This is a genomic window from Francisella sp. SYW-2, assembly GCF_008711475.1.
In the GTDB taxonomy this organism is placed as follows: Bacteria; Pseudomonadota; Gammaproteobacteria; order Francisellales; family Francisellaceae; genus Francisella; species Francisella salimarina.
In genome coordinates this window covers 1-26011 of the sequence record NZ_VXKO01000004.1, presented here as the reverse complement: position 1 = coordinate 26011, position 26011 = coordinate 1, and the positions used below count along the sequence as shown (strand labels likewise).

The following is a 26011-nucleotide window of genomic DNA, read 5'->3' as shown; positions in this document are numbered from 1 at the left end:
CCTATGCCTTAACTAATTCATTAGTGAGCTTTTTGGCCTTAGAAAAGTCTGTCTTCCCAGAGCCTAATTTAGGTATTGATATAACCTTGAAATAGTTGGTTGGCTTATAAAGATTTTCAATACCAGAGTGTCTTACGATCTCTTTCAACTCAGTTGGTTCTAAGTCTTCTAGATTATATAGTAAGTTAATAATCTCGCCTCTTTTAGTATCTGATGTAGCCACAGCTAAAACCTCAAAATCAATTTTATGAGAATCATAACCCTTTTCTCTCAAAGTATCATAGACTTTTTGCTCCAAAAGCCCCAAACTCACCATTTCACCAGCAACTTTTGCAAACCTAGAGTACCTATCAACTACCGTCAAATAACCTTCGCCATCAATCTTACCCTTATCTCCTGTTATGTACCACTTATATCCATATTTCTCGATCATAACCTCGTTAGTTTTTTTAGGATCATTAAGATAGTAGTCCATTTTATTAACACCGCGGTATATAATCATACCCTCTACACCAATAGGTAGCTCTTCATGAGACTCAGGATGTATAATTTTGAATTGACCACCAGGAACTGTCAAACCTACAGTACCTACTTTATTTGGCGACTTAGTGGGTCTATTAACAGCAGCTACTGGTGAAAGTTCGGTAGTCCCATATCCTTCATTAATAACCTTATCAAACTTGTCTTCAAACATAGTGCGTACTTCTTTAGAGAGTTTTTCAGCACCTGTAATAATAAGCCTAAGTGTTGCAAGATCTTCTTTTTTGACTGCTTTATTTTTGGTATAAATTCTTAAAAATGTTGGTGTCGCACACAGCACTGTAGTTTTATTTTTTTTGATTAAACTAGCAACACCCTTAGCATCTGTTGGATCTGGATGGCATGCTATATACCCCCCTTGAAACAGAGAAACTAGTGAGATTGTAAGACCAAAAGCATGAAATATAGGCAAAATCCCTGCCACAGAATCATTCTCTTGGCACTCGATAACATTTGTGCTTTGATAAACATTTGCAAGAAGGTTTTTATGCTTGATCGCAATACCTTTAGGTACTCCTTCACTACCACTACTAAATATTATAAAGGCCAAGTCATCTAGCTTAGTTGGCTTAAGGTATTTCTTAACTAACCATGACGCAGGTAACATTTTGATTTGCAAGAATGTTTTTATTGACTCAGCTTTGGTTATTTTTGCTTTGATATCTTCTAAATATACAATCTTGCACATCGAAAAAATCTCTTCAACAAAGAAACCTTTGTGAGTTAATTTCTCAACAAATGCTCTAGAAGTAATTATTGTTTTAATTCCTGCATTATTAATAGCATGTCTTAATGCTTCCTCTGAAGCTGTATAATTTAGATTAACTATTGCCTTTGCACTCATCATTAATGCTAATATCGCCAAATAACCGCCTGCGCTTGTAGGTAAACAAACACCAACATTATCTTCTTGCTTAGTAATTTCTTGAAGTTTTTTGGACATCAATGCTGCCCCTGTCGCAAACTTGTAGCCATCTAAAGCGACACCTGTCGTATCAGTTAATACCAAGTTACTTTTAGCGTTTAACATTTGCCTAAACCAAATCTCAGCAGGAGCCTTCAAAAGAGCTAAATACTCCTCCCAAGCTTTCACAGAAAGATCATCCATCTCCTCATTTAGACTTCTCAAACTTTTAAGTTTAGCAATATCAAAAAATACCTGTCTATCTAAATTTTTACGGTCTGAAAAATATGGCATCTCAGGTCCACATACAAACAACAAGAATCTATTATCATTTTGCTCAACCTGAGAAATAAAACCCTTGTCCACAATAAGTACACCTTGATGATCCCAAAAACTAATATCATCAATATATTTTATTTCAGCATTTGCTATAGCTTTTTCAAAACATTTAACTCTAGTATCAAAGTGGCCCAAAACCGTTATCGTTTTTTCTTTCAGAAAAATCTTTAAAGCTAGTATCGTGATTATTGAAGTATCATTCGCAATAATTATAGAACCATTTATGATTTTGCTAAAGTCTATCTGTTTATTGCAGTCATATATGTAAGATTGATTTAATTTTTTATGTATAGAAGATTTAAGCTGTTTTAGGCGCATTTTTATACCAGTATTAGTTGTAATAATAAGCTCATAGATAACCTATTATGTTATCATATAGTAATCTTAATTTTTATAGTAATATTAAATTTATGCCTGAACTTCCTGAAGTAGAGACTGTCAAAAGAGGTTTAACCAAAAATATTATTAACAAAAAGATTAAAAGCATACAGATAAATACAGATAAGCTTCGCTACCCCATAGATAAAGTTCAACTTCTATCACTAAAAAGTAAAGTAGTGAAAGATGTCCAAAGAAGAGGCAAACACCTAATTATTTTTATGGAAGATAACTTGCAGTTGATTATTCATCTTGGTATGTCAGGTGTTGTCAAAATTATAAATACCTCTGAATATGATAAGATCAAACATGACCACATTATCTTAGAATTATCTGATAACCTAAGTCTAGTCTACAATGACCCACGTAAATTTGGATACTGGCTAGTCAACACAAACGAAACACCACTACAACATAAAGTTTTAGCAACTCATGGCGTTGAACCCTTAACAGATGATTTCAATGTCAAATACTTGATATCTAAACTAAAAAAAACTACTAGAAAGATCAAACAAACTATCATGGATAATAGCATAGTTGTTGGTGTAGGAAATATATATGCTAGTGAAGCATTATTTGATAGTAATATTCTACCTACAAGAGCTTCTAACACTATCACAAAAAAAGAGGCTGAAAAGCTTTTAACTTCAATTAAGAAAATACTTGATAAAGCAATTGCAGAAGGTGGTACAACACTCAAGGACTATAAAAATACAGAAGGTAAACCTGGCTACTTCACGCAACAACTCAATGTTTATGGTAGAGCCAATCAAAACTGTCATATCTGTAACACTAAAATTGAAAATTTAGTGATAGCTCAAAGAAACACATTCTTTTGCAAAAAATGTCAAAAATAAATTTATATGTTTAGAAAATACTTATGCACAGAAGAGTCCTCAGTCAACTCAGGATGAAAACTACTCACTAAAATATTACCTTGCCTAACTAGTACAGGTAAATCATCAAATTTAGCCAACACCTCAATATTATCTCCCACTCTAGTAAATTTTGGAGCTCTAATAAATACGGCTTTGATAGAATTACTCATAAAAGCTAAGTCTGTGACAAAACTATCAACTTGACGTCCATAGCCATTTCTCTCTACCTCCAAATTTATAAGACTTAAATACTCAGAGCCTTTTGATAGAATTATACTACCTGCACAAGTTCCAAAAACTGGTTTTCGTGAGCAAAAATCTTGTAATTCATCAAAAATTTGATGCTTATTCAAAAGATTTAGTAATGCTGTACTTTCTCCTCCGGGAATAATAAGCCTATCAATTTTATCAAAATCATTTGCAAGTTTGACTAACTTAACCTCTGCCCCCAAAGATTCAAGCATCTCAGCATGCTTTTGGAACCCACCTTGAATAGCTAGTACGCCCACACTCACAGACATTTTTTACCATCCTCTTTGTGAAAACTTCTCAAAATCACAATTAATACCCGTCATAGGCTCACCAAGATCTTCTGAAACTTCAGCTAATATTTTTGGATCATTAAAATATGTAACAGCACTAACTATAGCCTTAGCTCTCTTTAAAGGATCTGCTGATTTAAATATCCCAGAGCCTACAAATACTGATTCTGCTCCTAATTGCATCATAAGAGCCGCATCAGCTGGGGTTGCCACACCTCCTGCAGAAAAGTTTGGCACTGGTAACTTACCACTTTCATGTACATACTTAACCAAATCATACGGAGCCTGCATGTTTTTTGCTATAGCCATAAGTTCTGATTGATCAGCACCTTTAATGTAACTGATATCTTTATTAACCTGTCTTAACTGCCTAACAGCTTCAACAATATTGCCAGTCCCTGCTTCACCTTTTGTTCTAATTAAAGCAGCCCCCTCACCAATCCTTCTTAGAGCTTCACCTAAATTTGTACAGCCACATACAAAAGGAACTTTAAAACTATCTTTGTCTATATGATTAAGATCATCTGCAGGACTTAAAACCTCACTTTCATCAACAAAATCAACACCCAAAGATTCAAGAATCTGCGCCTCAACAAAATGTCCTATACGAGCTTTTGCCATCACAGGTATTGAAGTTACTGACATAATTTCTTTAATCAACTTTGGGTCTGACATTCTAGCGATACCACCATCTTTACGGATATCTGCCGGCACTCTTTCTAAAGCCATTACAGCCACTGCACCTGCCTGTTGAGCTATCTCTGCCTGCTCAGCATTGACGACATCCATGATAACACCACCTTTTAACATCTCAGCTAAACCAATCTTTAAATTAATATCTAACATCTATAAACTCCACTAAATTTGTTGTGTTTTAAAATTTATGAAAGATTATAATTTTTAAATTTGCTGTAGATAAATTAATTTTTATTAAGATTACTAAATTAAAGATATATCAATTAATTTAGCTAAATAAATAGACTAACTACTCTTTAAAGGATTGCCATATTTTTTCAAATACAACTCACCAATTAGATTTGAGCCATACTCGTTAAGATGTGCATTATTAAGACCATTATCCATAGAATTACTATCCATATATATTATGTGCCCATCAATTGTATTAGAGCAAAACCCTTTCTCACAAATAATTTTTTTTGGATCAATAATAACTAAATCACTGAATCTAGAACTCAGGCTATTTATATAACTCAACTCGATACTTTGCAATCTTATAACATCTGATAATGGTCTAGTGCACTTCATATCCAATAATTGTTGAAGTTTTGTCATTCCACAAGTAGGCTTCATTCCCTTAAGTGACGGCCAATCTAACACAATAAAGGATTTTACATTATTGTTTTCTAAAATACTTAATATATTGCCAATCACATGAAGCTCTTTGTTATCAGTTAAGCCAGTAGCATTTTTTGTATATGAATTCCACCAGCCAACCAATATAACTATTTTAGGATGAGCTTTTTCTATGATCAAATTTATTATACTTTTGTAAGAATTATCAATAATTTCCTGTCTAATAGCTCCTTGCGTCCCTCCTATCAAAATAGAGCTATAGCCAAGATCTTTGGTCCAGTTATTTATCATAGATACTGAGGCTTCAGCATGTGAGTCACCAAATATAACAACATCATATTTTTTATCAATTAATTTTGACAAATCACTAACATTATTATACCCGTTAGCTTTCCATATAGTTTTAAATTCATAAAAATTATTCAGTCTGGTTTGATATCCAGGATACTGATACGTCGATGTGCCTGTGCTTGTCTCTCCAGTTATAACATAATTACCAATTGGTTTGTTAAACCCGAAATTATTAATATATTTAGAACCTAAAGCGAAACAACATGCGATTGCTATTGGAATTATCCATAAGGTTATAAGTGTCTTTTTAAATGATGCCTTAAACTTATATCTAAATGGCTTCTCCACAAATAAATAAGTCAATGTAGCCAATACAATACTTACAATCAGTATGATCAATTTAACTAAATGTGTCTTCTCTATACTTAAATAATTTAAATACGCAATAATTGGCCAATGCCATAAATATAGCGAATATGAAATCAAACCTATAAATACAATTGGCTTAATCGATAAAAACCTATTAACTAAAGTATTATATTTTTCATTACAACCAGCATATATATACAATACCGCTCCAACACATGCAATAACTGTCCAATTACTTGGATAAGACACATTCTTAAACAATATTGGATACATCATAAGCAATATCGAAATAATTGATAATAGCTCAAGTATTAGCTTGTTATTTGTTGGATTATATTTTGTAAGATAAATAGCAAGTGCGCATCCAAACAAAAGCTCAAATGCCCTTGTTAATGGAAAATAATAAAATTTCTCATGATTAAAGTAATCATATATCTCAAAATAACTAAAATATCTAAAACAAAATAAAGATAAAACTATAAGTATTAGACTTATAATCAAATACTTATCAAAATTACTCAACGCTTGTTTATCTTTCCAACCTATTCCTATATATACATTAAAAGCAAATATTAAAAATAAAGGCCAAAATATATAAAATTGTTCCTCAATTCCTAAAGACCATGTATGTAATAAAGGTATTACCGTCGCATCTGTACTAAAGTAACCAAAACTTAATGTCTTGAAAAAATATAAATTTGAGAATGATCCCAATGCACTTACTAACGATTTAGAGTAATTCTTTAAATCTTGTGGTAACAATATCAACCATGCAAAAATCGTAGAAAATATTAATACAGTAATTAAGGCTGGAAGTATTCTTCGCATTCTTCTTAAATAAAAGTTCTTTAATGAAAAACTTTTATTCTCTAAATCTCTAATAATAATACTAGTAATTAGAAAGCCTGATATAACAAAAAATATATCAACCCCCAAAAATCCAGACTTAACTAAATTTATATCAAGATGAAAAAATACTACCGATAATACCGCAACAGCTCTTAAGCAATCTATGTGTTTATAATACCTCATCAGAAAATATCAAGTTATGAATGTATAAGTAGCAGAATTATAGCGTAATTATAACTAAAATAATAGTAAACAAGATACGAGGAATTAAACATCCAAATTGACAACATTAAGCGCGTTAGACTCAATAAAATTCCTACGAGGTTCAACTTCATCACCCATAAGAGTAGTAAATAAAGCATCTGCCTCAACAGCGTCTTTGATTGATACTTGAAGCAAGACTCTATTATCAGGATCCATAGTTGTCTCCCAAAGCTGGTCCGGGTTCATCTCACCTAGACCTTTGTAACGCTGTACATCATTACCGCGTCTTGCTTCTTTAAGTAACCAGTCAATTGCTGACTCAAAGTCATCAACATATTCCTTTTTAGTGCCCCTTTCTACATAAGCACCTTTAAAAGAAATATCTGATAATACATCACCATAAGTAACAAGATCTTCATAATCTTTAGTAGTAAAGAAACTATTTCTAACAATATAATCCGTGTCATAACCATTTATATAGTGATTCACACCGTAAGAGATAGTTTCCTGACCGTCTTCATCAACATCTTTAGTTTCTATAAGCTTAAATCTTTCATAAGATAATGCTTTTTGATTACATGCTTCAGCAATAGTCTCCCACCATTTCTTGATATCTGCATTCTCATCTACATACTTAGCACTATAAGCCATTACTCTGAGCAGTTTTTCAGGATATGTCTTTGCGTACTTTTTGATTACCTTCTCAGATTTTTGATAAAGTTCATAATAGTTATTTAAAATTTGACCAGAAATAGCATTACCATCCTCAAGTAAGATATTAGCCCCTTCAAGACCAATATTACCTAGATATACCGCCAAAGCATCTTCATCTTTCAGGTATGTTTCCTGCTTACCTTTCTTGACCTTATATAAAGGCGGTTGCGCAATATATAAATACCCTCTTTCAACAAGCTCCGGCATTTGTCTATAAAAGAATGTTAAAAGAAGAGTTCTAATGTGAGATCCATCAACATCAGCATCAGTCATCAAAATAATCTTATGATACCTAGTTTTATCAGGATTATAATCTTCTGCGCCTATACCACACCCTAGTGCTTTTATGAGAGTAGCAACTTCTTGAGAGCCAAGCATTTTATCAAAGCGAGCTTTTTCTACATTCAGAATCTTACCTTTTAAGGGTAGAATTGCTTGCGTCTTACGATCACGAGCCTGTTTAGCTGAACCTCCTGCAGAATCTCCCTCCACAAGGTATATTTCAGATAATGAAGGATCCTTTTCTTGGCAATCTGCAAGCTTACCTGGAAGACCGGCTATATCTAAAGCTCCCTTACGACGAGTCATATCACGAGCTTTACGAGCTGCTTCACGAGCCTTTGCTGAGTCTAGAATTTTTTCACAAACGATTTTAGCCTCTTTAGGGTTTTCTAATAAGAATTCTTGAAGTTTTTCATTTACTAGTGACTCAACAGCTGATTTAACATCTGATGATACTAATTTATCTTTTGTTTGAGATGAGAATTTTGGATCTGGAACTTTCACAGATAAAACAGCAGCCAAACCTTCTCGAGTATCCTCACCTGTTAGAGATACTTTTAGCTTTTTATTTAAACCTTCTGACTCAATATATGTATTCATTGTACGAGTAACAGCCGCTTTTAGCCCCGATAAATGAGTACCACCATCGCGTTGAGGAATATTGTTTGTAAAACAAAAAATTGATTCTTTGTAAGAGTCATTCCACTGTAATGCAAGCTCAACCTGAATATCATCTTTGATACCACTTACAGCAATAACATTTTCATGAATAGGCTTTTTACTATTGTTTAAATATCTAACGAACGCTGCGATACCGCCATCATACTTAAATACTTCAGACCTATTATTAATTTTATCGATAAGCTCAATTTTGACACCTGAATTTAAGAAAGATAATTCACGAATTCTTTTCATCAAAATGTCATAATCAAAATCAACAAAAGAGAATGTATCTTTACTTGGTTTGAATGTAATTATTGAACCTGATTTATCTGTTGGCTCTAACTGTTTTAGCGGATAATCTGGCACACCATGCGTGTACTCTTGGTAATACCTATAACCATTACGAGATATATCCAAAGTGAGCTTTTCTGACAGTGCGTTTACAACTGACACACCCACACCATGTAGACCGCCAGATACTTTGTATGAATTATCATCAAATTTACCACCAGCATGAAGAACTGTCATAATAACTTCAGCAGCTGAGCGACCTTCTTCCTTATGAATATCTGTAGGTATACCACGCCCGTTATCAGATACAGACACTGAACCATCCTTATTGATGATAACTTTAATATCATCACAATGGCCCGCTAAAGCCTCATCGATAGCATTATCAACAACCTCAAACACCATATGATGCAAGCCACTACCATCATCTGTATCACCGATATACATCCCTGGTCTTTTTCTAACTGCATCTAAACCCTTGAGTACTTTAATACTCGATGAGTCATAAGCTTTATTTTCAGACATTAACAAGCTCCAATATATATTTATACTTAAAATCCACAATCACATCATATTATAACACAAATAAAGATTTATATTAATTTAGATCAGTAACCTTGTAATAATCCTTCAGGGGTTTTCATTTGATATAGAAATGCTAATATAATCTTATACTTTAGATATAAGGCAAGTTTGAAAACCTTGAAAAAGAAAAATTTTTTAGTAGTAATATTGTTAGTTGCTGTAATCGCCTCTAGTTTTCTGATTGGGAAAAAATCAGGTATTAAAAAAGCAGAATCAATACACCAAAGTGAACTTAAAATACTTGAACAGAGTAAGTTATCACAAACACCAGAGAATAGCATAAATTGTCGCCCAAAAGTGAGCTCAAAAAGAAACAACTACGTTATTGGTTATGGAAGCTTGATGAACAAGGATTCTAGACAAATAACTGTTCCTGAAGCGACTTATGCTGCGCCAGTACTGGTTAGTGGCTTTGAAAGACTATGGGCATCAAGAGGAGAAAAATCTCACGCTACATTTTTACTAGCGGTCCCTAACAAAGGCTATGCTATGAATGCAATATACTACAAAGCTAGTGCTTCTGATATTTCTGCGACTGATTTGAGAGAAGCATCATACTGTCGTGTAAAAATACCTCGTAAAGATATAGTACCACTAGGTGTCAAAAGCTTACCTAAGGGTGATTACTGGATGTACGTGAAGGACTTTAAGGATGCCGACTTCCCAAATAAGAGCTATCCAATTCTACAAACTTATGCTGATGTTTTCATGACAGGGTGTTTACAAACTCAAGCAGAGTTTAATCTAACAGAATTTGGTAAACTCTGTTTCCAGACTACTTACGGATGGGACTTAGCTAACTGGTTATATGATAGATCAAACCCACAGTATAGTAGATACTCAAAAGATACAGTAAAATACCGTACACAAATAGATAGCATCATTCATCGCTTAACTTTTGACGATGATCCATTATAATTATCAGTAATTAATCTTTTGATCAGAATAATAAAAAATGAAATCTTCCAATAGAAAAATATGTATTGCTCCAATGCTAGATTGGACTGATAAACACTATCGCTACATGATGCGTCTAATAACAAAGCACACTATGCTGTATACAGAGATGATTACCTTGAATGCCATAATACATGGTAATAAAGATTTCTTATTAAAATATAATCCTGAAGAAAATCCTGTTACATTACAGCTTGGAGGGTGTGTACCAGAGGATTTCATAACATGTGGTAAACTTGCACAAAATCTTGGCTACAATGAAATAAATATAAATGTAGGCTGTCCTAGTGAAAGAGTGAAAAAAGGTAATTTTGGCTTATCTCTAATGGCAGAACCTGAGCTTGTAGCAGATTGTGTCAAGGCTATGAAAGATAATCTAGATATACCTATCTCTGTAAAATGTCGTATTGGCTACGATCATAATGACAGTTATGAAGAGCTATATAATTTCGTTGATAAACAAGTACAAGCTGGGGCAGATTATCTCTGTATTCATGCTCGCAAAGGATGGCTTAGTGGCTTATCTCCAAAAGAAAATAGAACTATTCCTGAACTAAAATATAGTACTGTTTATAATATCAAAAAAGATTTCCCAAATCTTGAGTTAGGCATCAACGGTGGTATCACAACCATAGAAGACACCCAAGAACATTTAAAACATGTAGATAGCGTAATGATTGGACGCGAAGCCTATCATAACCCAATGTTATTTAAAGATTTTGACAATCTATTCTACAACCAGCACATTAATGATATCTCCCCACTTGAGGTAGCCTACAAGATGGCTGATTATATAAAAATCAAGCTAGACAATGATCCTAATATGAAGCTTAATAATATAACAAAGCATACATTGAACTTATTCAATGGTTTACCTAATGCCAAAGTCTTCCGTCGCTATTTAAGTGAAAATGCAACCAAAAAAGATGCTAATGTAGATACTTTCCTGAAAGCCCTAGAAGTATTTGAGTAAACAAATCTAAGAATATGCCCCCATAGCTATATTCACTTGATCAAATTTCGATTCATCATAAGGCCCATCATCAGTCAAGATAATATCGAAAAATAGTCACACTCCTCTTATAGAAAAAAACATAGATGTTACTAATTCGAATTCTATAACAAACACTCAAACCATAAAACTGCCTGCAAGTATTGAAGGAACTCCATATACACTTATATGTTCACAATTTGAGCATGTAAAGTATATCTATTATGCGGATGAGCTAAAAAAGCCTATATCTGTAAAATACAATGAAGTCACTAAAGTAAAAATTTTGTACCATAAAGAAAAGCCTAAGAGCAATATTTTAAGTGCCAAAGGCCTTTGATAAAAAATACTACAGCTATAGCTAACGTCTCAATCAATTCTCCCAAAAACCTAACGAACAATTATTTGTAAGTTGAACACTTCTTTTAAACATATGGGCTACTTAGTGGAATTTTTTGATTTAATTAATTTTGATCCCAAACTGAGAAGCTATATTTTGAACATCTTTTTTATTGATCTTTTTGATGTCATTTGCATTTAAATCTTGGATAGACTTACCATTAATTTTAGTATTATTAATAACTTGTTGTGCTTTCTTATCTAAACCTGCTTGCTTAGCAACTTGGCTAGCAACATTTTTGACTGTATCGACATTCAATAGACTCTTCAAAGAAGATGCATCAACACTAAAGTTGAGTTTATTCAAATCACCAGTGATAACACCGTTTAATGTTAAGCTAGGTATTTTCTGAGTAAACTGGTTAAGGCTAACACTCACAATATCAAATTTTAGCTGCAAAGGAATATTGAACATTATATTTTTTACTCCACTAAACTGCCAAGTTCCTTGACCAGATATTGTTAAGCTATTAGCATTTATATTAACCCCTTGAATATTCAAACCTTTAATTGCATTCCCAGCTACATTTTGCAAATTAAACTTGACAGTATTATCAACATTTAGCTTATTTGAAACAACTACGCTAACATCAACATCACTATTATTCACAGATTTAACATTAATTGCTGTTGGCTGACCTAATAGCACAGGGTTTGTTGATATATTAGTTATATTAGCATCGTATGTAGTACCTGCATTTTGATAACCTTTTATATCAATATTTTGAATTACAAAACTAGGATACTTATCACGAAGCATTTCATTTTTTACATTCGCATAACCATATACTTTAGCTTGTTGCTTCGGTGTAATTGATTCTGTCTGTTTAGTACCAGTTGCATCATCATTACTAGAACTAAAGTTTGATAAGAACTCTGCTGCTTGCTTAATACCATCAGCAACTTCTTTAGTTCGCTTTGCATTAGCTTCTAACTTTTGAAGATCTACTTGTTGTAAATTTTGACTTGCCTTACCAATACTTTCTATAGCTTTCTTCTTAAACTCTTCTGAATTCATGCTAGCATCATCTTTAGATGTTGCTTTAGTATTGATATATAAACTAGCTTTCTTAGCTCTTTGTTTATCTAAAGATACACCAGTAACCAAAACATTTCTTAATGTTAACTGTCTAGTAAGTAAATTTGAAATATTTAGACTCGCATTCACATTCTCAGCATAGAATCTATCCTTATCAAGATTTTTTGGATCTGCTACGCCTAAGCCTTTAATATCAAGGCTTGCATTTGTAAAATCTAAACTTAAAGACTGATAGTCAACTGTTGCTCCATTTGCTTTAGTCAACTGTTGCTTAATGATATTTGATACCATTGATGTTTCTAAAAGCTTAGGAGAATATATCAAAGCCGCAATAATTAAAGCTACAAGAACAATTCCTGTTAATCTAAATGGCTGTCTAAACTTACGATTTTGCATTTCAACCCAGTCAACTTTTGCAATATTCTTACCCAAGAAGATCCAACTAGCTATCTTAACAAAAAAATTCTTAGTGATTTTGTTATATAGTTCTGTACCTGACTGAATAGATGACATTTTTGCAATTATCTTTTTGTATATCTTTGCGATAATAAGGCCAAATATAACACCTAAGATTATTGCTAGAACAAACCCTCCTGCGACGAGATAATAATCAAATCCAGCATAGGCTAAGACTGGCGTATTAACCATAGCCTTGAAAATAGGTTGTGTAAAACCATCTAGCAAGAATTGTCCGAATGAGAAACTAACAATCTCAAGCAAAAATGAAAGTGCTTTTGCAATAATCGCAATAAATACAAACACACCAATATTTATTCTAAGAATTATCACCAATGTTATTACTGCTACAAAGAGTAATGGAGAGTATGAGACTCCTGGAATAAAACCAAACACAAACGCTAATACTGATGTAATTAACAATTGTGCAGGCGTGAGTTTAGAAAAAATAGTCGATTTAATTTTATTAAATATGTAATCAAACATTCCCAATCACCTTATTTTATTTTTAAATTTACCAAATAATATTACTATAATTGCATTTTATTAACGACTTTTTTAGGACTAATCTTTCAGCATTCGAGAGTTTTAGTAAATTATTACTTACTTTAAGTAAAATGTAACAACACCATGAACGAAATATTTATAGACAATAAAATCAATGATATTCAGCACTCCATAACATACACTACCTAAAGAGTTTTCATATATCTAAATCTTTAAATCTAAATTATGTTTTTTATTAGAAAAAATAGCGTAAATGAGTTATTATTTGAGATGTTATTTAACAAAAATTTTCGTCAAACGATCAAATAAGGAAGAAAATCAATGAACTTACATGAATATCAAGCTAAAGATCTTTTAGAAAGCTATGGTCTAAAAGTTCAAAAAGGTATCGTAGCTCATAACCCAAATGAAGCTGCTCAAGCATTTGACCAACTTGGTGGTAAATTTGCTGTGGTTAAAGCTCAGGTACATGCTGGTGGTCGTGGTAAAGCTGGTGGTGTAAAAGTTGTTAAATCATCTCAAGAAGCTCGTGAAGTAGCAGAGAGCCTAATCGGTACAAACCTTGTTACTTTCCAAACTGATGCTGAAGGTCAGCCAGTTAATTCTGTAGGTGTATTTGAAGATGTATACCCTGTTACTCGTGAGTTATATCTTGGTGCTGTAGTTGATAGATCTAGCCGTAAAGTAACATTCATGGCTTCAACTGAAGGCGGTGTAGATATTGAAGAAGTAGCTCACAATACTCCAGAGAAAATCCTTAAAGTAGAAGTAGATCCCTTAGTTGGTCTTCAACCATTTCAAGCTCGTGAAGTAGCTTTCAAACTTGGTCTTGAAGGCAAGCAAATCAATGATTTCGTTAAAACTATGCTAGGTGCTTACAAAGCATTTGTTGAGTGTGATTTTGCTTTATTTGAAATCAACCCTCTTGCAGTTAGAGAAAACGGTGAAATCGTTTGTGTTGATGGTAAAATTAACCTTGATTCAAATGCTCTTTACAGACACCCTAAATTATTAGCTCTAAGAGACAAATCTCAAGAAAATGCTAAAGAACTTAAAGCTTCTGAGCATGAGCTAAACTACGTAGCTCTTGAAGGTAACATCGGTTGTATGGTAAACGGTGCTGGTCTAGCGATGGCTACTATGGATATCATTCAACTATATGGTGGTAAGCCTGCTAACTTCCTAGATGTTGGTGGTGGAGCTACTAAAGAAAGAGTAATCGAAGCTTTCAAACTAATCCTAGATGATGAGAATGTAAAAGCTGTTTTAATTAACATCTTCGGTGGTATTGTTCGTTGTGATATGATCGCAGAAGCAATTATCGAAGCTGTTAAAGAAGTAAACGTAACTGTACCAGTAGTTGTTCGTCTAGAAGGTAACAATGCAGAAAAAGGTGCTAAAATCCTATCTGATTCAGGTTTAAAACTAATACCTGCTGATGGTTTAGCTGATGCTGCTGATAAAGTTGTAAAATCACTAGGTTAATAAATTAAAACAGTTAAAAGGATATTAAATAATGAGCGTATTAGTTGATAAAAATACAAAAGTTTTAGTACAAGGTTTTACTGGTAAAAACGGTACTTTCCACTCAGAGCAAGCTATTGCTTATGGTACAAACATCGTAGGTGGTGTAACTCCTGGCAAAGGTGGTACTACTCACCTAGATAGACCAGTTTTCAACACAATGGCTGAAGCTGTTGCAGCTACTGGTGCCGATGCATCTGTAATCTATGTACCGGCTCCATTTGTAAAAGACTCTGCTATCGAAGCAATCGATTCGGGTGTTAAACTAGTTGTAATCATCACTGAAGGTGTTCCAACTCTAGATATGCTAGTAGTTAAAGAGTACTTAAAAGGTAAAGATGTACAAGTAGTTGGTCCTAACTGTCCTGGCGTTATCACTCCAGGTCAATGTAAAATTGGTATTATGCCTGGTCATATTCATCAACCTGGTAGAGTTGGAATCATCTCTCGTTCTGGTACTTTAACTTATGAAGCAGTTGCTCAAACTACTAAATTAGGCTTTGGTCAGTCTACTTGTATCGGTATAGGTGGTGACCCAATCCCTGGTATGAACCAAATCGAAGCTTTAAAACTTCTAGAAAACGATCCTCAAACAGAAGCTATCATCCTAATCGGTGAAATTGGTGGTACAGCTGAAGAAGAAGCTGCTGAATACATTAAACACAATGTTACTAAGCCAGTTATTGGATATATTGCTGGTGTTACAGCTCCTCCAGGTAAGCGTATGGGTCATGCTGGTGCTATCATCTCTGGTGGTAAAGGTACTGCTGATGAAAAATTCGCTGCATTTGAAGCTGCTGGTATCGCTTATACTAGATCACCTGCAGAGTTAGGTTCTAAACTTAAAGAAGTTACTGGTTGGTAATTCTTATTTTCTAAATATTTTTTCTTTATTTATATTTCAATTTCATAATTTTCAAAAATCTAATTTAAAGTGATAATATAACTTAATATAAGTTATTAACTTACTAATGAAATTATGTTTAAAAAAGTAATCTTATTTTTTAGTCTTACAACATTACTCCTAACTACCAGCATGGGATATTGTTTATCAGAAGATAAAAATATAAATTCTGTAGCACCAGGAACATTAAAAAGCGAAAGTTATAAACAAAACAAAGAATGTGGCACGCTATCTACTATCCTTATGACACCTATCTCAGCAATAGGTATAGGAGTAGGAACTATTCTAATGGTACCTGTAGGTTTATTAGGAGGAATGGTTGGCGGAGCCATGATGTCTCCAATGATGTTTGATAGTGGTGGCTTAAGTAAAAACTCATTTATACAACCATTCCAAATAGGTGGGGCTGTTATTTTAGGAGCTATTTTAGGCGCAGGAGTAGGAGCTGTTGAACTACCTAAAAGTACCGCAAAGAGTTTAATTAGTGATGCCAAAACTAATTGTCATATAATATAAAACCAAATATATAAGTACTAAAATAATGCAAAAAAATATTTTAATTACGGGCGCGAATAGAGGAATTGGGCTAGGTTTCGTTGAACACTATTTAGCAAAAAACTTTAATGTAATTGCAACTTGCCGTGATCCATCTAAAGCAAATGACCTAAAAGAACTTTCTAAGAAATATCAAAAACTTATTATAGAAAAACTTGATGTTAGTAGTCCTACAGACCAAAAACAATTATTTCAGAAGTATAAAAGTATTGTTATTGATATATTAATAAACAATGCCGGTATTTACCCTGAGAACCATCAAAAATTTAGTATTTCTGAGACTAATCCAAACTGGATAAATAATGCTTTTCAAACGAACTGTTTAGGAGCTTTTTATCTTATTCATAATTTCAAAAAGAATCTGCTAAAATCTGCTAATCCAATAATTATCAATATGGCTAGTCAAGCTGGCTCTATAGAGCAAACAAAAGCTGGTTTTGGTTATTCATACCGCATATCAAAAGCAGCTCTAAATATGTTAACAAAAACATTTGCTGCTGAGTGCCCAGAGATAATTACCATAAGTCTTCGACCTGGTTGGGTTAAAACTAAGATGGGTGGAGATAATGCTACTATGGAAATTAGTGATAGCATCCAAACAATGACGAATCTTATTGAGAATCTTCATCATAAAGATTCTGGAAAATTTTTAGATGCTCAAGGAAATATTGAGCAATGGTAAAATCTCTCGAAATGCTTCTAAACATTGATAAATCAATCTTGTTAAACTTTAGAATCAACTTAAATAGTTGTAAGTTTTATGAATTAAGCTTATAGAGCAGTTTATAAAACTTAAACATATTGCTATTCTTTATTCTAATTATTACTACAACTATAAATAAAATGTCACTACAAACTATTAAAAAACTATCTATTATTTGCATTATTGGTGCTTTAGTAATGTGGGTTTTATACCCTTTTGTTTACTCTATTCTTTTTGCAGGACTTTTGGCAATAATACTGGCTCCCCTTCAAGAGTACTTAGAGCAACATATTGGTAAACATAGAAGTAGTTTCCTATTAGTTATGGGAATTCTTCTGTGTGTTTTTATTCCTATATTAATTGTTCTATACTATGCTATCTCAGAGATTGTTTCATACTTACAACATCCAGAAACACTCTCACAAACTTTTGCTACGCTTGGTGATTCTATAGGTAAAATTCCTTACATAGGAAATATCCTTCAAGAACATTTTGACAAACTAATAAAGGCAATTAACGATGATAGTGACACCATAATCTCCAATTTAGGTCAAATATTACCTAAAGTTAGATACGTAGGCTCAACATCTATAAGTTTTATAACAGATTTTTTAATTACACTTTTACTGGTATATCAATTCCTAGTTAGTAGCTCTACTTTAGAAAAATTTGCAAAAAAAGTAGTACTTAAGGACTTTGATGATAGCGATAGTTTCATATCTACAGCAATTATTACAACTCGTAGAGTAAGTTTAGCAATTTTTCTAACCGCATCACTTGTTGGTACTGTTATGGCTATAGTATTTTTACTAACAGGTATGCCAACACCTATTTTACTTGCATTTACCGTAGCTATTGCATCTATGATCCCATTTATGGTTGGCATTGTTTATATACTCATCGGAGCCAGTGTATTTGTAGTATATGGTGCTACTAAAGCTATTATCATACTAGTAGTTGGTTTTGCTTTAAATATTTTCACAGACAATATTATGCAACCCAAAATTATCAATAAACAAGTACAACTTAGTTTTGCTGCCTCATTGATAGGTATACTAGGAGGAATCCAAGCTTTTGGTTTTATAGGAATATTTCTTGGACCTGTAATATTTAATGTTACATTCGTTGGTATAGAAAAACTTATGAAAAATAGTAAGTAATATTATTCTTTAAGGCATTGGAAAAGCATCAAAACTATGAGCTGATGCTAAATTTTCATCCCAATTAGCTTTACTAGCCATAAATATATTAGCTGTCGGCTTAATATCTACTTTATCATCTAGACTACCAGCAGGCACTACTACTAAATTAAATTCTGATTGCTCAAAAGGTAATGCTGAACCACATTCACTACAAAAACTTTTTGTATGATGTGATGCAGGTAGTTTATATTTTTTGACTAATTCTTGACCAGATTGCCAATTTAATTTTGCATTTGATGAAAACAAATTAGCTGCATGAGCTGAACCTGTATCTTTACGACAATGCTCACAATGACACAGAAAGAAATTTTCAAAACTACCATCAATTTCAAATTTAACAGAATTACAAAGACATGAACCTTTGAATGACATACTTATTTACCTTGGGTTATTAATTTATATAAGAGCGGAAATTATATTCAATATACATTAGATATCAATAGCTACTAAGACTTTTTAGCTATTAAAAGTACATTTAGCAATAGCTTATTAATGATTTATATTTAGTGTTTAGTTAAAATGAATTTACCCTATATTTTAATAAAATCAAAAATGGAACATCTTAGGCATCCTCAAGGACTCAAATTCTTATTTTTCGCAGAAATGTGGGAACGCTTCAGCTTTTACGGATTATCAGCTATTTTAATTTTATACATGACTCAGCGATTAGATTTCACAGATGCTAATGCTGCTCTAGTTTTTGGTAGCTATGTAACATATCTATATATCACTACCGCTGTTGGTGGGATTTTAGCAGATAGAATTATTGGCTACAGGCGTTGTGTGCTGATTGGTGGTGTCTCAATTATGACTGGTCATATAATTATGGCACTATCTGGATCTAGTGATACTGCATTATTTTTAGGGTTAGGTTGTATTTCTGCTGGCACAGGTTTTTTCAAGTCAAATGTCTCTACAATGGTTGGTAGACTCTATGATGATAGAGAGTCTCTACGAAATAGTGGCTTTGCCTACTTTTATACAGGTATAAACTTTGGTTCTGTATTAGCAACTTTTATAGTTGGTTTTGTCGGTGAGAAAATTGGTTGGCATTATGGTTTTAGTTTAGCCGCTTTTGGAATGGCTCTCGGGTTAATATTTTTTGAATCAGGTAAAAAGCATTTCCCCAAAAGCTGTGATGCGCCAAACTATGAAGTTATGCAAAGAAAACTTTTCTTGGGATTAAATGTTTGGCAAGCAATTATATTATTTGTGATTTTTTCAGCATGTATTTTTGCTTATTTAATAGCTCACCCGACTCAATCAATGATAATTATTTCATTATCTGGAATTGTTCTGTTGATTTATCTAATATCTCTTTGGAAATCTCTTGGAAGTAATCAAAAGACTAATATTGCTATTCTTTTAATACTATCAATATTTATGCTTTTTTACTGGTCACTGAGTAACCAAACTTCTATTAGTATTCCTATATTTATCAAGCATAATATTGAACTTAATATCTTAGGTTTTAATATGCCTGTTACTACTGTTATGGCAACACAACTGACTTTATTAGTTATAATTACCCCTTTTTTTGGTGTTTTATGGCAGAAACTAAGTCAACGTAACATAGAACCTTCTGATGAGTTAAAATTTGTATTTAGCTTAGTATTTCTTGCGTTATGTTTCTTATTCTTAAGCATAGCTGGATCAATAGCAGCTCAGTCAGGTCATGCTAATGTAATATGGTTATTACTATGCTATCTAATGCTTGTATTTGGTGAGCTGTGCATTTCACCTGTTGGATTAGCCTTAGTCACTCGCCTTGCTCCTGAGCATCTAAAATCAACAATGATGGGTGTATGGTGGACAATTAGTGCTTATGCTGGATTCTTTGGTGGTGTAATTAGTTCACATATTGCTGTAGATAAAAACACTCCTGCAAATAGTTTTGCATCAGGATATTTTAAACTTTTTATTGCAGCAATTATTATGGCTGTTATATTATTTGCATTAACTCCAGTATTAAAAAAACTTACTAAACTTAGGATATAAAGATGATTCTAATTGCAAATGATGAAGGTCGTAGTGGCGTACCTGAAGCTTTCAAACGACTTAAAAATAAAGAAAATGGTCTCAGATCTATAATTGAAGGTATTAAACTTGTAGAGAATGATACTACTATCAAAACTGTAGGTAGAGGCTCTTGGCCTGATATTTTGGGCAATGTAACTCTAGATGCTTCTGTAATGGATGGTGATGATCTGCGTACAGGCTCTATCGGTGCTCTAAAAGGTTATGCTAATGCTGTCGAGGTTGCTCATGAAGTTATGCAAAGATTACATCATGAGATATTAGTTGCTGAAGGAGCAAATCGATTTGCTAATGAAATTAATGCTACTAAAATCGATAACTTATTACCAGATATTAAAAAAGTTTGGTTAGAACATTTAGATAAACATTTAACTGCTGAGCAAAAAGCTAAGTTTCCAAATATTCCGCTGATAGAACTAAGTAAATTTGCTGTTGATCCTGAAAAAATATTTGATACTACAGTCTATCTATCAAAAGACCATAATAACACTATCTCATCTGCTACAAGCACTTCTGGCTGGGGCTGGCGTTATCCTGGTAGGTTAGGTGATAGCCCAATTATTGGTGCTGGCTCGTATGCCGACTCTAGATATGGTGCTTGTGCTTGTACACATACTGGTGAGATGGCTATTCGTTGTGGTACTGCAAGATCTGTAGTTTTATATATAAAAATGGGGATGTCTGTAAAAGATGCTGTGTTAGAAGCTGCTAAAGATTTACGCCATCTTAAAACTGGATATTTAGATGAGCTAACAATTCATGCTATTGATAGTCAAGACAATCACTATGTGGCAAGCTTTAAAGGTAGCGAACCAGTTTATTACTGGATTTGGACTGATAATATGCTTGAGCCTATTAAAAAACAAGCAAGGCTGATTTTGTAGCTTATTCAACATTTAAAGCGCTCTTCAATCAAATCATGTTTTTAAGACTTCTCTTTTCTATATTTTTTATTCTTTTCTCTAAGCAAACGATCTTCATACTTTGTTAACAACCAACCTAATATTTTATATTTATAATAGCTATATGGCTTAGCAACTATTGGTTCTTGCTGATACTCAAGCTTATACTTTTTTTCAAGATTATCTTTCATATCAAGTATATTTATATTTTCAAAAGAAATAGCTTTTGATTTTTTTAGATTATTAAAAAATAGTTCCAAATTTTTTTTAGATTCTAAGCAATCTTTTGTAAGCTGAAATTCATTAAACTTTGCAAGCTCATGATCTCCTGGATATATTGGTATAATTTGTTCTCCATTTTTTGTTTCCATATCAACAATATATAGAACATTACCCCCGTAACTTTTGTTTTTATAAACTGTTCTTCTAATATTTATAATAGCTGTAGAATAATTTTTAAAGAAATCAACTATTGGATCCCAGTACCTAACATGATCTTTAATCACATACTTCCCTCTTGAAGTCGAAATAACTATTCTTTTTTTTACATTATCATTTCTAAAAAGTTTATTTAGATCAATCTTCCTCATGCTCACACTATATAAATCGATATGCCCATATTCTTTATTAAAGGCTTCAAATGGTTTAAGTATAAGTGGTGCATCTCCAAAATCATCAATTTCTACAAAATAATTATGTCCTATTAGTAAATATATTTTAAATATTACCGTTGATTTGTCTTTGAGATTCTCTAATGTAACTCTAGAAACATATTCATCTTCACATGCAATACTTGAACATGTTCCATAAGACCCTCTAATTTTTGTACCTGATTTAAGTAAATACGTTTTAACTGTATATATTAGAGCTATAACTGAAATAATTAGTGCTACAGCTGAATTAATTAATGAAATTATTGAACTATCCATAGCATTACCCAATTACCCTATATCCAAACCAATCAGGTTTTAAATCATACACTTCATCACTTAGAGTTAAGTGGATATACTTACCATCAATAGAGCTAAGCTCTAAACAATCATCAACTTCCATAAGATTATCTTTATGCTGATGTAAAGAGTTTTTTAGTAGACTCTGCTTTGCTTTTTCTTTTGCTTCTGTTTTATCTGCAGCAACAAATAAAGCAAACTCATGTAGCTCATTTAGCTTAGATTCATCATAGCCACCAAGATTGACAAAATATAACTTTTTATTAAAGTTTTGAGGTCTATCTTGGATAGATATTTGATAACCATCTGCACCTTTGAGAGCTTTATAACTATCCAAATGCAATCCTTTGACCGTGCCAAACCAATTTTGTCTAAGTTGCTCATAGGTATCTTCGATAATATTACCTATTACAAACTGTACATCATGTAACTCGATATTTGCTTTGGGTGCGCTCCCGCCAAGATAAACGATAAATAGTTGACTCATAAAAACTCTATAAAATTAATTTTATTACAAACAATTATACCAACTCTAAAACAAATTGAAGACTATGAATTATGATTAATAAAGGGTTACTCATTAGTGGTTAGTAGCGAAACCAACATAAAACTAATGTTATAATATGATAAATCAAAGTTAGATAATCTGCTCATCCATGACAACCCTAGAAATCTGTATAGATAACTATCAATCAATACTCAATGCCCAAAAAGCTGGCGCTGATAGATTAGAACTATGCTCCGCTCTTGGAGTAGAAGGACTTACACCCTCGCCTAGTTTAGTCAAATTTGCCAAAGAGAATTTTATAGGTTCATTACAGGCTATGGTTCGCCATCGTACTGGTGATTTTTATTACGATAAGATAGACCAGCAAATTATGCTTACTGATTGTAAACTGATGCTAGAGCTTGGTGTTGATGGTATTGTCATTGGTGCTTTGACTAAAGAAAATAAAATAGATAAAGAGTTTCTAAAGCCATTTATCAAGCTGGCAAAACAAGCCGAAAAAGAACTAACATTTCATAGAGCAGTTGATTTAACAACAGATATATACACAGTTACGCAAGAAATTATTGAGCTTGGCTTTGATAGAATCCTAACATCTGGAGCTAAACCAAATGTAATACAAGGTTTAGAAATTATAAAAAATCTACAAGAAAAGTTTGGAAGCCAAATTCAAATTATGCCGGGTGGTGGAATTAACTCAACTAATGTAAAAGAGATACTAGAAACTACAAAAGTAACAAATATTCACTGCTCTGCTTCTAAAAAAATTTTACGAGATATTGACTCTACAGCATTCCCAGCTTCCGCCCTAGAAATCAAAGTTAGTCAGATTGATGAGATGACTGCAATAAAATCAAAACTTAAAAATTAAATTTAAACTATATTCTAAGCACTTTGAGTAGCCATTGATAACCTATATTTAAGCATAAATATCATTAACACTCCTAATATAGAAACTATCATACCTGCAATTACACTACTTGAGTATGAAAAACCATAAGCAATTGGTAGACCTCCAGCAAAAGCACCTATTGCATTAGCAATGTTAAATCCTGCGATACTTAGCGTAGAGCCTAACATTTCAGACCCTTTGAAAACTTCTATCACTAAGGTTTGGACAGCTGGAACTAGAGCAAATGCAAAGAATCCTAATCCAAAACTTATGACTATTGCAAAAATTTTAAAATTAGCTGTTAGATACATCAATAATAACGCTAATACAAGACCAACTAAAGTAACAACTGTAGCATTTATTGCTCCAACTTTATCAGTTAATTTACCACCATATAGGTTCCCAAAAAACATTCCTAAACCAGCTAAGAATAATATATACGGAATAGTTGTATTTGAAAGCTCTGTTACATTTATCATTAATGGAGATATATAACTATACCAAGCAAACAATCCAGCAAAACCTAAAGAAACTACTCCTAAAGCTAACCAGCTATTAGATTTTAATAATATATGTTTATCTGATGTACTGGTAGAGTCCTTAGATTTTTCTAGCTCTAGATTTGGAATAAACAACAACACCGTAACAACTGTCATAATACCTATCAAAGCAACTATCACAAATGCTATTTGCCATCCTACCATCAGTGCTAAAGATGTTGTCAAAGGAATACCCAGAAGATTAGCTACAGTTAATCCAGCAAACATCAAAGCTATAGCTTGTGATTCTTTACCTGGATCAGCTATACGCATAGCAACTACAGAACCAACGCCAAAAAAGGCACCATGAGGTAAACCAGATAAAAATCTTGCAACCATTAGGAACTCATAATTTGTCGCAAATATTGATAAACCATTAAATAATGCCAGCATAATACTTATCACTATAAGTAACTTTTTAGGGCTATATCTTGATGAGAAAAATATTAATAATGGTGCTCCAACTACAACTCCTAATGCATATATACTTATCAAGTGTCCTGCCTCTGGAATACTCACATTAAAATACCCTGCTACCTGAGGAAGTATTCCCATCATGATAAATTCTGTCATCCCTATCGCAAGACCACCCAACATCAGTGGAATTAAACCTTTTTTCATAATCTTATCCTTATAAATTTAAATCTTTATTACTTGCCACCAATTATACTTTTAACTTTTTAAATGATAATATACAAAAATATCAAATAACTTTTTAGAAAATCTAAAAGATGAAAATGTTATATGAGCTCAAATTATTCGTAGCTGCTATCAACTACGGTAACTTATCTGCTGCTGGACGAGAGTTTTATTTATCCCCCGCTAGTATTAGCAATAAAATTAATGCCCTTGAAGAGTATTACCAAACTAAACTTCTAATAAGAACCACAAGGAAAATAGAACCTACTAAAGCAGGAGAAAAGCTTTACATTACTGCTATTAAGTTGCTAGAACAATTAGAAAACTTACAAGAAGATATTCAAAATAATGAGAATACTGCGGAAGGCATTATTAAGATAACGATTCCTTTTGACTTAGGTAAACAGATAATCCTACCAATTTTAGATGAGTTCAAAGAAAAAAACCCCAACATCCAATACGATATAAATCTAACTGATGATGTAATTTCCTACAATCAATTCCCTTTTGATATAGCAATTAGATATGGCAATCTACCAGATAGTAACTTTATTGCAAAAAAGCTCGTCGATAACTATAGAATGTTATGTGCCAGCCCCGAGTATCTACAGAAGATGAATATATCTAACATCAATGATATAAATATGTTAGATAACTATGATTTCATAACACTAAAAATAAACTCTAACACAATCAAAAAATTGTACCTAATTGATCAGGAAAATAACAAATATGAAGTTAACATAAAACCATCTTACATAGTTAATAATGGTTATATAAGCAGACAAATGTGTATTAATGGAAATGGGATAAGTGAAAAATCATATTGGGATGTTAAGCAAGATTTAGAATCAGGAACATTGGTACAGGTTCTACCAAAATATAGAGTAACACTCAATAAAAATGATAAACCTGAAAACATGATAAGTATAGTACATCCTTCGAAGCAGTTTCAGCCATATAGAATAAGAATGCTAAGCGAATTTATAGTAAATAGTTTTTCAAAACTCAAAAGTTAGAAACATTACTTAAACTTAGAAAGACTGTTGATTTAATCTTTCATTAAACTTATGAACTTTTGTAAAATATAGATATCGTAGATATTTATATTTTTAGTAGTTATGGATTTTTTCTTTTTAGGTTTAGAAGAATCATTAGGTAATG

22 protein-coding genes are annotated in these 26011 nt (G+C 32.6%); 12 read left to right on the top strand and 10 right to left on the bottom strand.

Annotation, left to right across the window (positions count from 1 at the left end):
• Nucleotide 1: 1 nt before the first annotated feature.
• Nucleotides 2–2101, bottom strand: coding sequence for an AMP-binding protein (locus F3D57_RS02355; RefSeq protein ID WP_150465060.1), 2100 nt, complete (start codon nt 2099–2101; stop codon nt 2–4).
• 92 nt (nt 2102–2193) lie between these two features.
• On the opposite strand from F3D57_RS02355, the gene mutM reads away from it, so the two are divergent.
• A complete protein-coding gene (gene mutM, locus F3D57_RS02350; protein ID WP_191092335.1) occupies nt 2194–3018 on the top strand; it encodes a bifunctional DNA-formamidopyrimidine glycosylase/DNA-(apurinic or apyrimidinic site) lyase in 825 nt (274 codons plus the stop codon).
• Nucleotides 3019–3020: 2 nt separating this feature from the next.
• Here the strand turns inward: mutM and pdxT are convergent, their stop codons facing one another.
• From pdxT to gyrB, 4 genes are all read right to left on the bottom strand, one after another.
• Nucleotides 3021–3560, bottom strand: coding sequence for a pyridoxal 5'-phosphate synthase glutaminase subunit PdxT (gene pdxT, locus F3D57_RS02345; protein ID WP_150465058.1), 540 nt, complete (start codon nt 3558–3560; stop codon nt 3021–3023).
• A 3-nt stretch (nt 3561–3563) separates the two neighbouring features.
• Nucleotides 3564–4427: a pyridoxal 5'-phosphate synthase lyase subunit PdxS gene (gene pdxS / locus F3D57_RS02340; RefSeq protein WP_150465057.1), complete on the bottom strand. Its 864-nt coding sequence runs from the start codon at nt 4425–4427 to the stop codon at nt 3564–3566.
• Between the two features lie 135 nt (nt 4428–4562).
• Nucleotides 4563–6587 (bottom strand): acyltransferase family protein, encoded by a 2025-nt coding sequence (locus F3D57_RS02335; RefSeq protein WP_150465056.1) that lies wholly within the window; start codon nt 6585–6587, stop codon nt 4563–4565.
• Nucleotides 6588–6671: 84 nt separating this feature from the next.
• Nucleotides 6672–9083 (bottom strand): DNA topoisomerase (ATP-hydrolyzing) subunit B, encoded by a 2412-nt coding sequence (gene gyrB / locus F3D57_RS02330; RefSeq protein ID WP_150465055.1) that lies wholly within the window; start codon nt 9081–9083, stop codon nt 6672–6674.
• A gap of 177 nt (nt 9084–9260) precedes the next feature.
• On the opposite strand from gyrB, the gene F3D57_RS02325 reads away from it, so the two are divergent.
• Both F3D57_RS02325 and dusA read left to right on the top strand, forming a co-directional pair.
• Complete coding sequence (locus F3D57_RS02325; protein ID WP_146421082.1) at nt 9261–10061, top strand: gamma-glutamylcyclotransferase family protein; 801 nt, start codon at nt 9261–9263, stop codon at nt 10059–10061.
• A 37-nt stretch (nt 10062–10098) separates the two neighbouring features.
• Nucleotides 10099–11073, top strand: a complete 975-nt coding sequence (dusA, locus tag F3D57_RS02320; protein WP_150465054.1) for a tRNA dihydrouridine(20/20a) synthase DusA — start codon at nt 10099–10101, stop codon at nt 11071–11073.
• A gap of 478 nt (nt 11074–11551) precedes the next feature.
• On the opposite strand, the gene F3D57_RS02310 is transcribed toward dusA, so the two are convergent.
• The gene (locus F3D57_RS02310) at nt 11552–13471 is read right to left on the bottom strand and encodes a TIGR03546 family protein (protein WP_150465053.1); all 1920 of its coding nucleotides are present in this window, start codon (nt 13469–13471) and stop codon (nt 11552–11554) included.
• Nucleotides 13472–13813: 342 nt separating this feature from the next.
• Between F3D57_RS02310 and sucC the strand changes: the two genes are divergently transcribed.
• From sucC to F3D57_RS02285, 5 genes are all read left to right on the top strand, one after another.
• Nucleotides 13814–14977, top strand: coding sequence for an ADP-forming succinate--CoA ligase subunit beta (gene sucC, locus F3D57_RS02305; protein ID WP_013923499.1), 1164 nt, complete (start codon nt 13814–13816; stop codon nt 14975–14977).
• Nucleotides 14978–15008: 31 nt separating this feature from the next.
• Complete coding sequence (gene sucD / locus F3D57_RS02300) at nt 15009–15881, top strand: succinate--CoA ligase subunit alpha (protein WP_150465052.1); 873 nt, start codon at nt 15009–15011, stop codon at nt 15879–15881.
• A 114-nt stretch (nt 15882–15995) separates the two neighbouring features.
• Nucleotides 15996–16436, top strand: coding sequence for a hypothetical protein (locus tag F3D57_RS10320; protein ID WP_224728140.1), 441 nt, complete (start codon nt 15996–15998; stop codon nt 16434–16436).
• 25 nt (nt 16437–16461) lie between these two features.
• The gene (locus F3D57_RS02290; protein ID WP_150465051.1) at nt 16462–17157 is read left to right on the top strand and encodes an SDR family oxidoreductase; all 696 of its coding nucleotides are present in this window, start codon (nt 16462–16464) and stop codon (nt 17155–17157) included.
• A gap of 161 nt (nt 17158–17318) precedes the next feature.
• A complete protein-coding gene (locus tag F3D57_RS02285; RefSeq protein WP_150465050.1) occupies nt 17319–18338 on the top strand; it encodes an AI-2E family transporter in 1020 nt (339 codons plus the stop codon).
• 9 nt (nt 18339–18347) lie between these two features.
• Here F3D57_RS02285 and F3D57_RS02280 read toward each other — a convergent pair whose 3' ends face one another.
• A complete protein-coding gene (locus F3D57_RS02280; RefSeq protein WP_146421074.1) occupies nt 18348–18752 on the bottom strand; it encodes a GFA family protein in 405 nt (134 codons plus the stop codon).
• Nucleotides 18753–18932: 180 nt separating this feature from the next.
• Here F3D57_RS02280 and F3D57_RS02275 point away from each other — a divergent pair, with 180 nt between their 5' ends.
• On the top strand, nt 18933–20378 hold the full coding sequence (locus F3D57_RS02275; protein WP_150465049.1) for a peptide MFS transporter: 1446 nt from the start codon (nt 18933–18935) through the stop codon (nt 20376–20378).
• Nucleotides 20379–20380: 2 nt separating this feature from the next.
• The gene (locus F3D57_RS02270) at nt 20381–21301 is read left to right on the top strand and encodes a N(4)-(beta-N-acetylglucosaminyl)-L-asparaginase (RefSeq protein ID WP_150465048.1); all 921 of its coding nucleotides are present in this window, start codon (nt 20381–20383) and stop codon (nt 21299–21301) included.
• A gap of 41 nt (nt 21302–21342) precedes the next feature.
• Here the strand turns inward: F3D57_RS02270 and F3D57_RS02265 are convergent, their stop codons facing one another.
• Both F3D57_RS02265 and F3D57_RS02260 read right to left on the bottom strand, forming a co-directional pair.
• Nucleotides 21343–22248, bottom strand: a complete 906-nt coding sequence (locus F3D57_RS02265) for a hypothetical protein (protein WP_150465047.1) — start codon at nt 22246–22248, stop codon at nt 21343–21345.
• Nucleotides 22249–22252: 4 nt separating this feature from the next.
• Entirely contained in the window at nt 22253–22756 is a 504-nt protein-coding gene (locus F3D57_RS02260; RefSeq protein WP_150465046.1) for a DUF1543 domain-containing protein, read from the bottom strand.
• A gap of 169 nt (nt 22757–22925) precedes the next feature.
• Here F3D57_RS02260 and F3D57_RS02255 point away from each other — a divergent pair, with 169 nt between their 5' ends.
• Nucleotides 22926–23648, top strand: a complete 723-nt coding sequence (locus F3D57_RS02255) for a copper homeostasis protein CutC (protein ID WP_150465045.1) — start codon at nt 22926–22928, stop codon at nt 23646–23648.
• Nucleotides 23649–23662: 14 nt separating this feature from the next.
• Here F3D57_RS02255 and F3D57_RS02250 read toward each other — a convergent pair whose 3' ends face one another.
• The gene (locus F3D57_RS02250) at nt 23663–24829 is read right to left on the bottom strand and encodes an MFS transporter (RefSeq protein WP_150465044.1); all 1167 of its coding nucleotides are present in this window, start codon (nt 24827–24829) and stop codon (nt 23663–23665) included.
• Between the two features lie 110 nt (nt 24830–24939).
• On the opposite strand from F3D57_RS02250, the gene F3D57_RS02245 reads away from it, so the two are divergent.
• Entirely contained in the window at nt 24940–25866 is a 927-nt protein-coding gene (locus F3D57_RS02245; RefSeq protein WP_150465043.1) for a LysR family transcriptional regulator, read from the top strand.
• Nucleotides 25867–26011 lie beyond the last annotated feature (145 nt).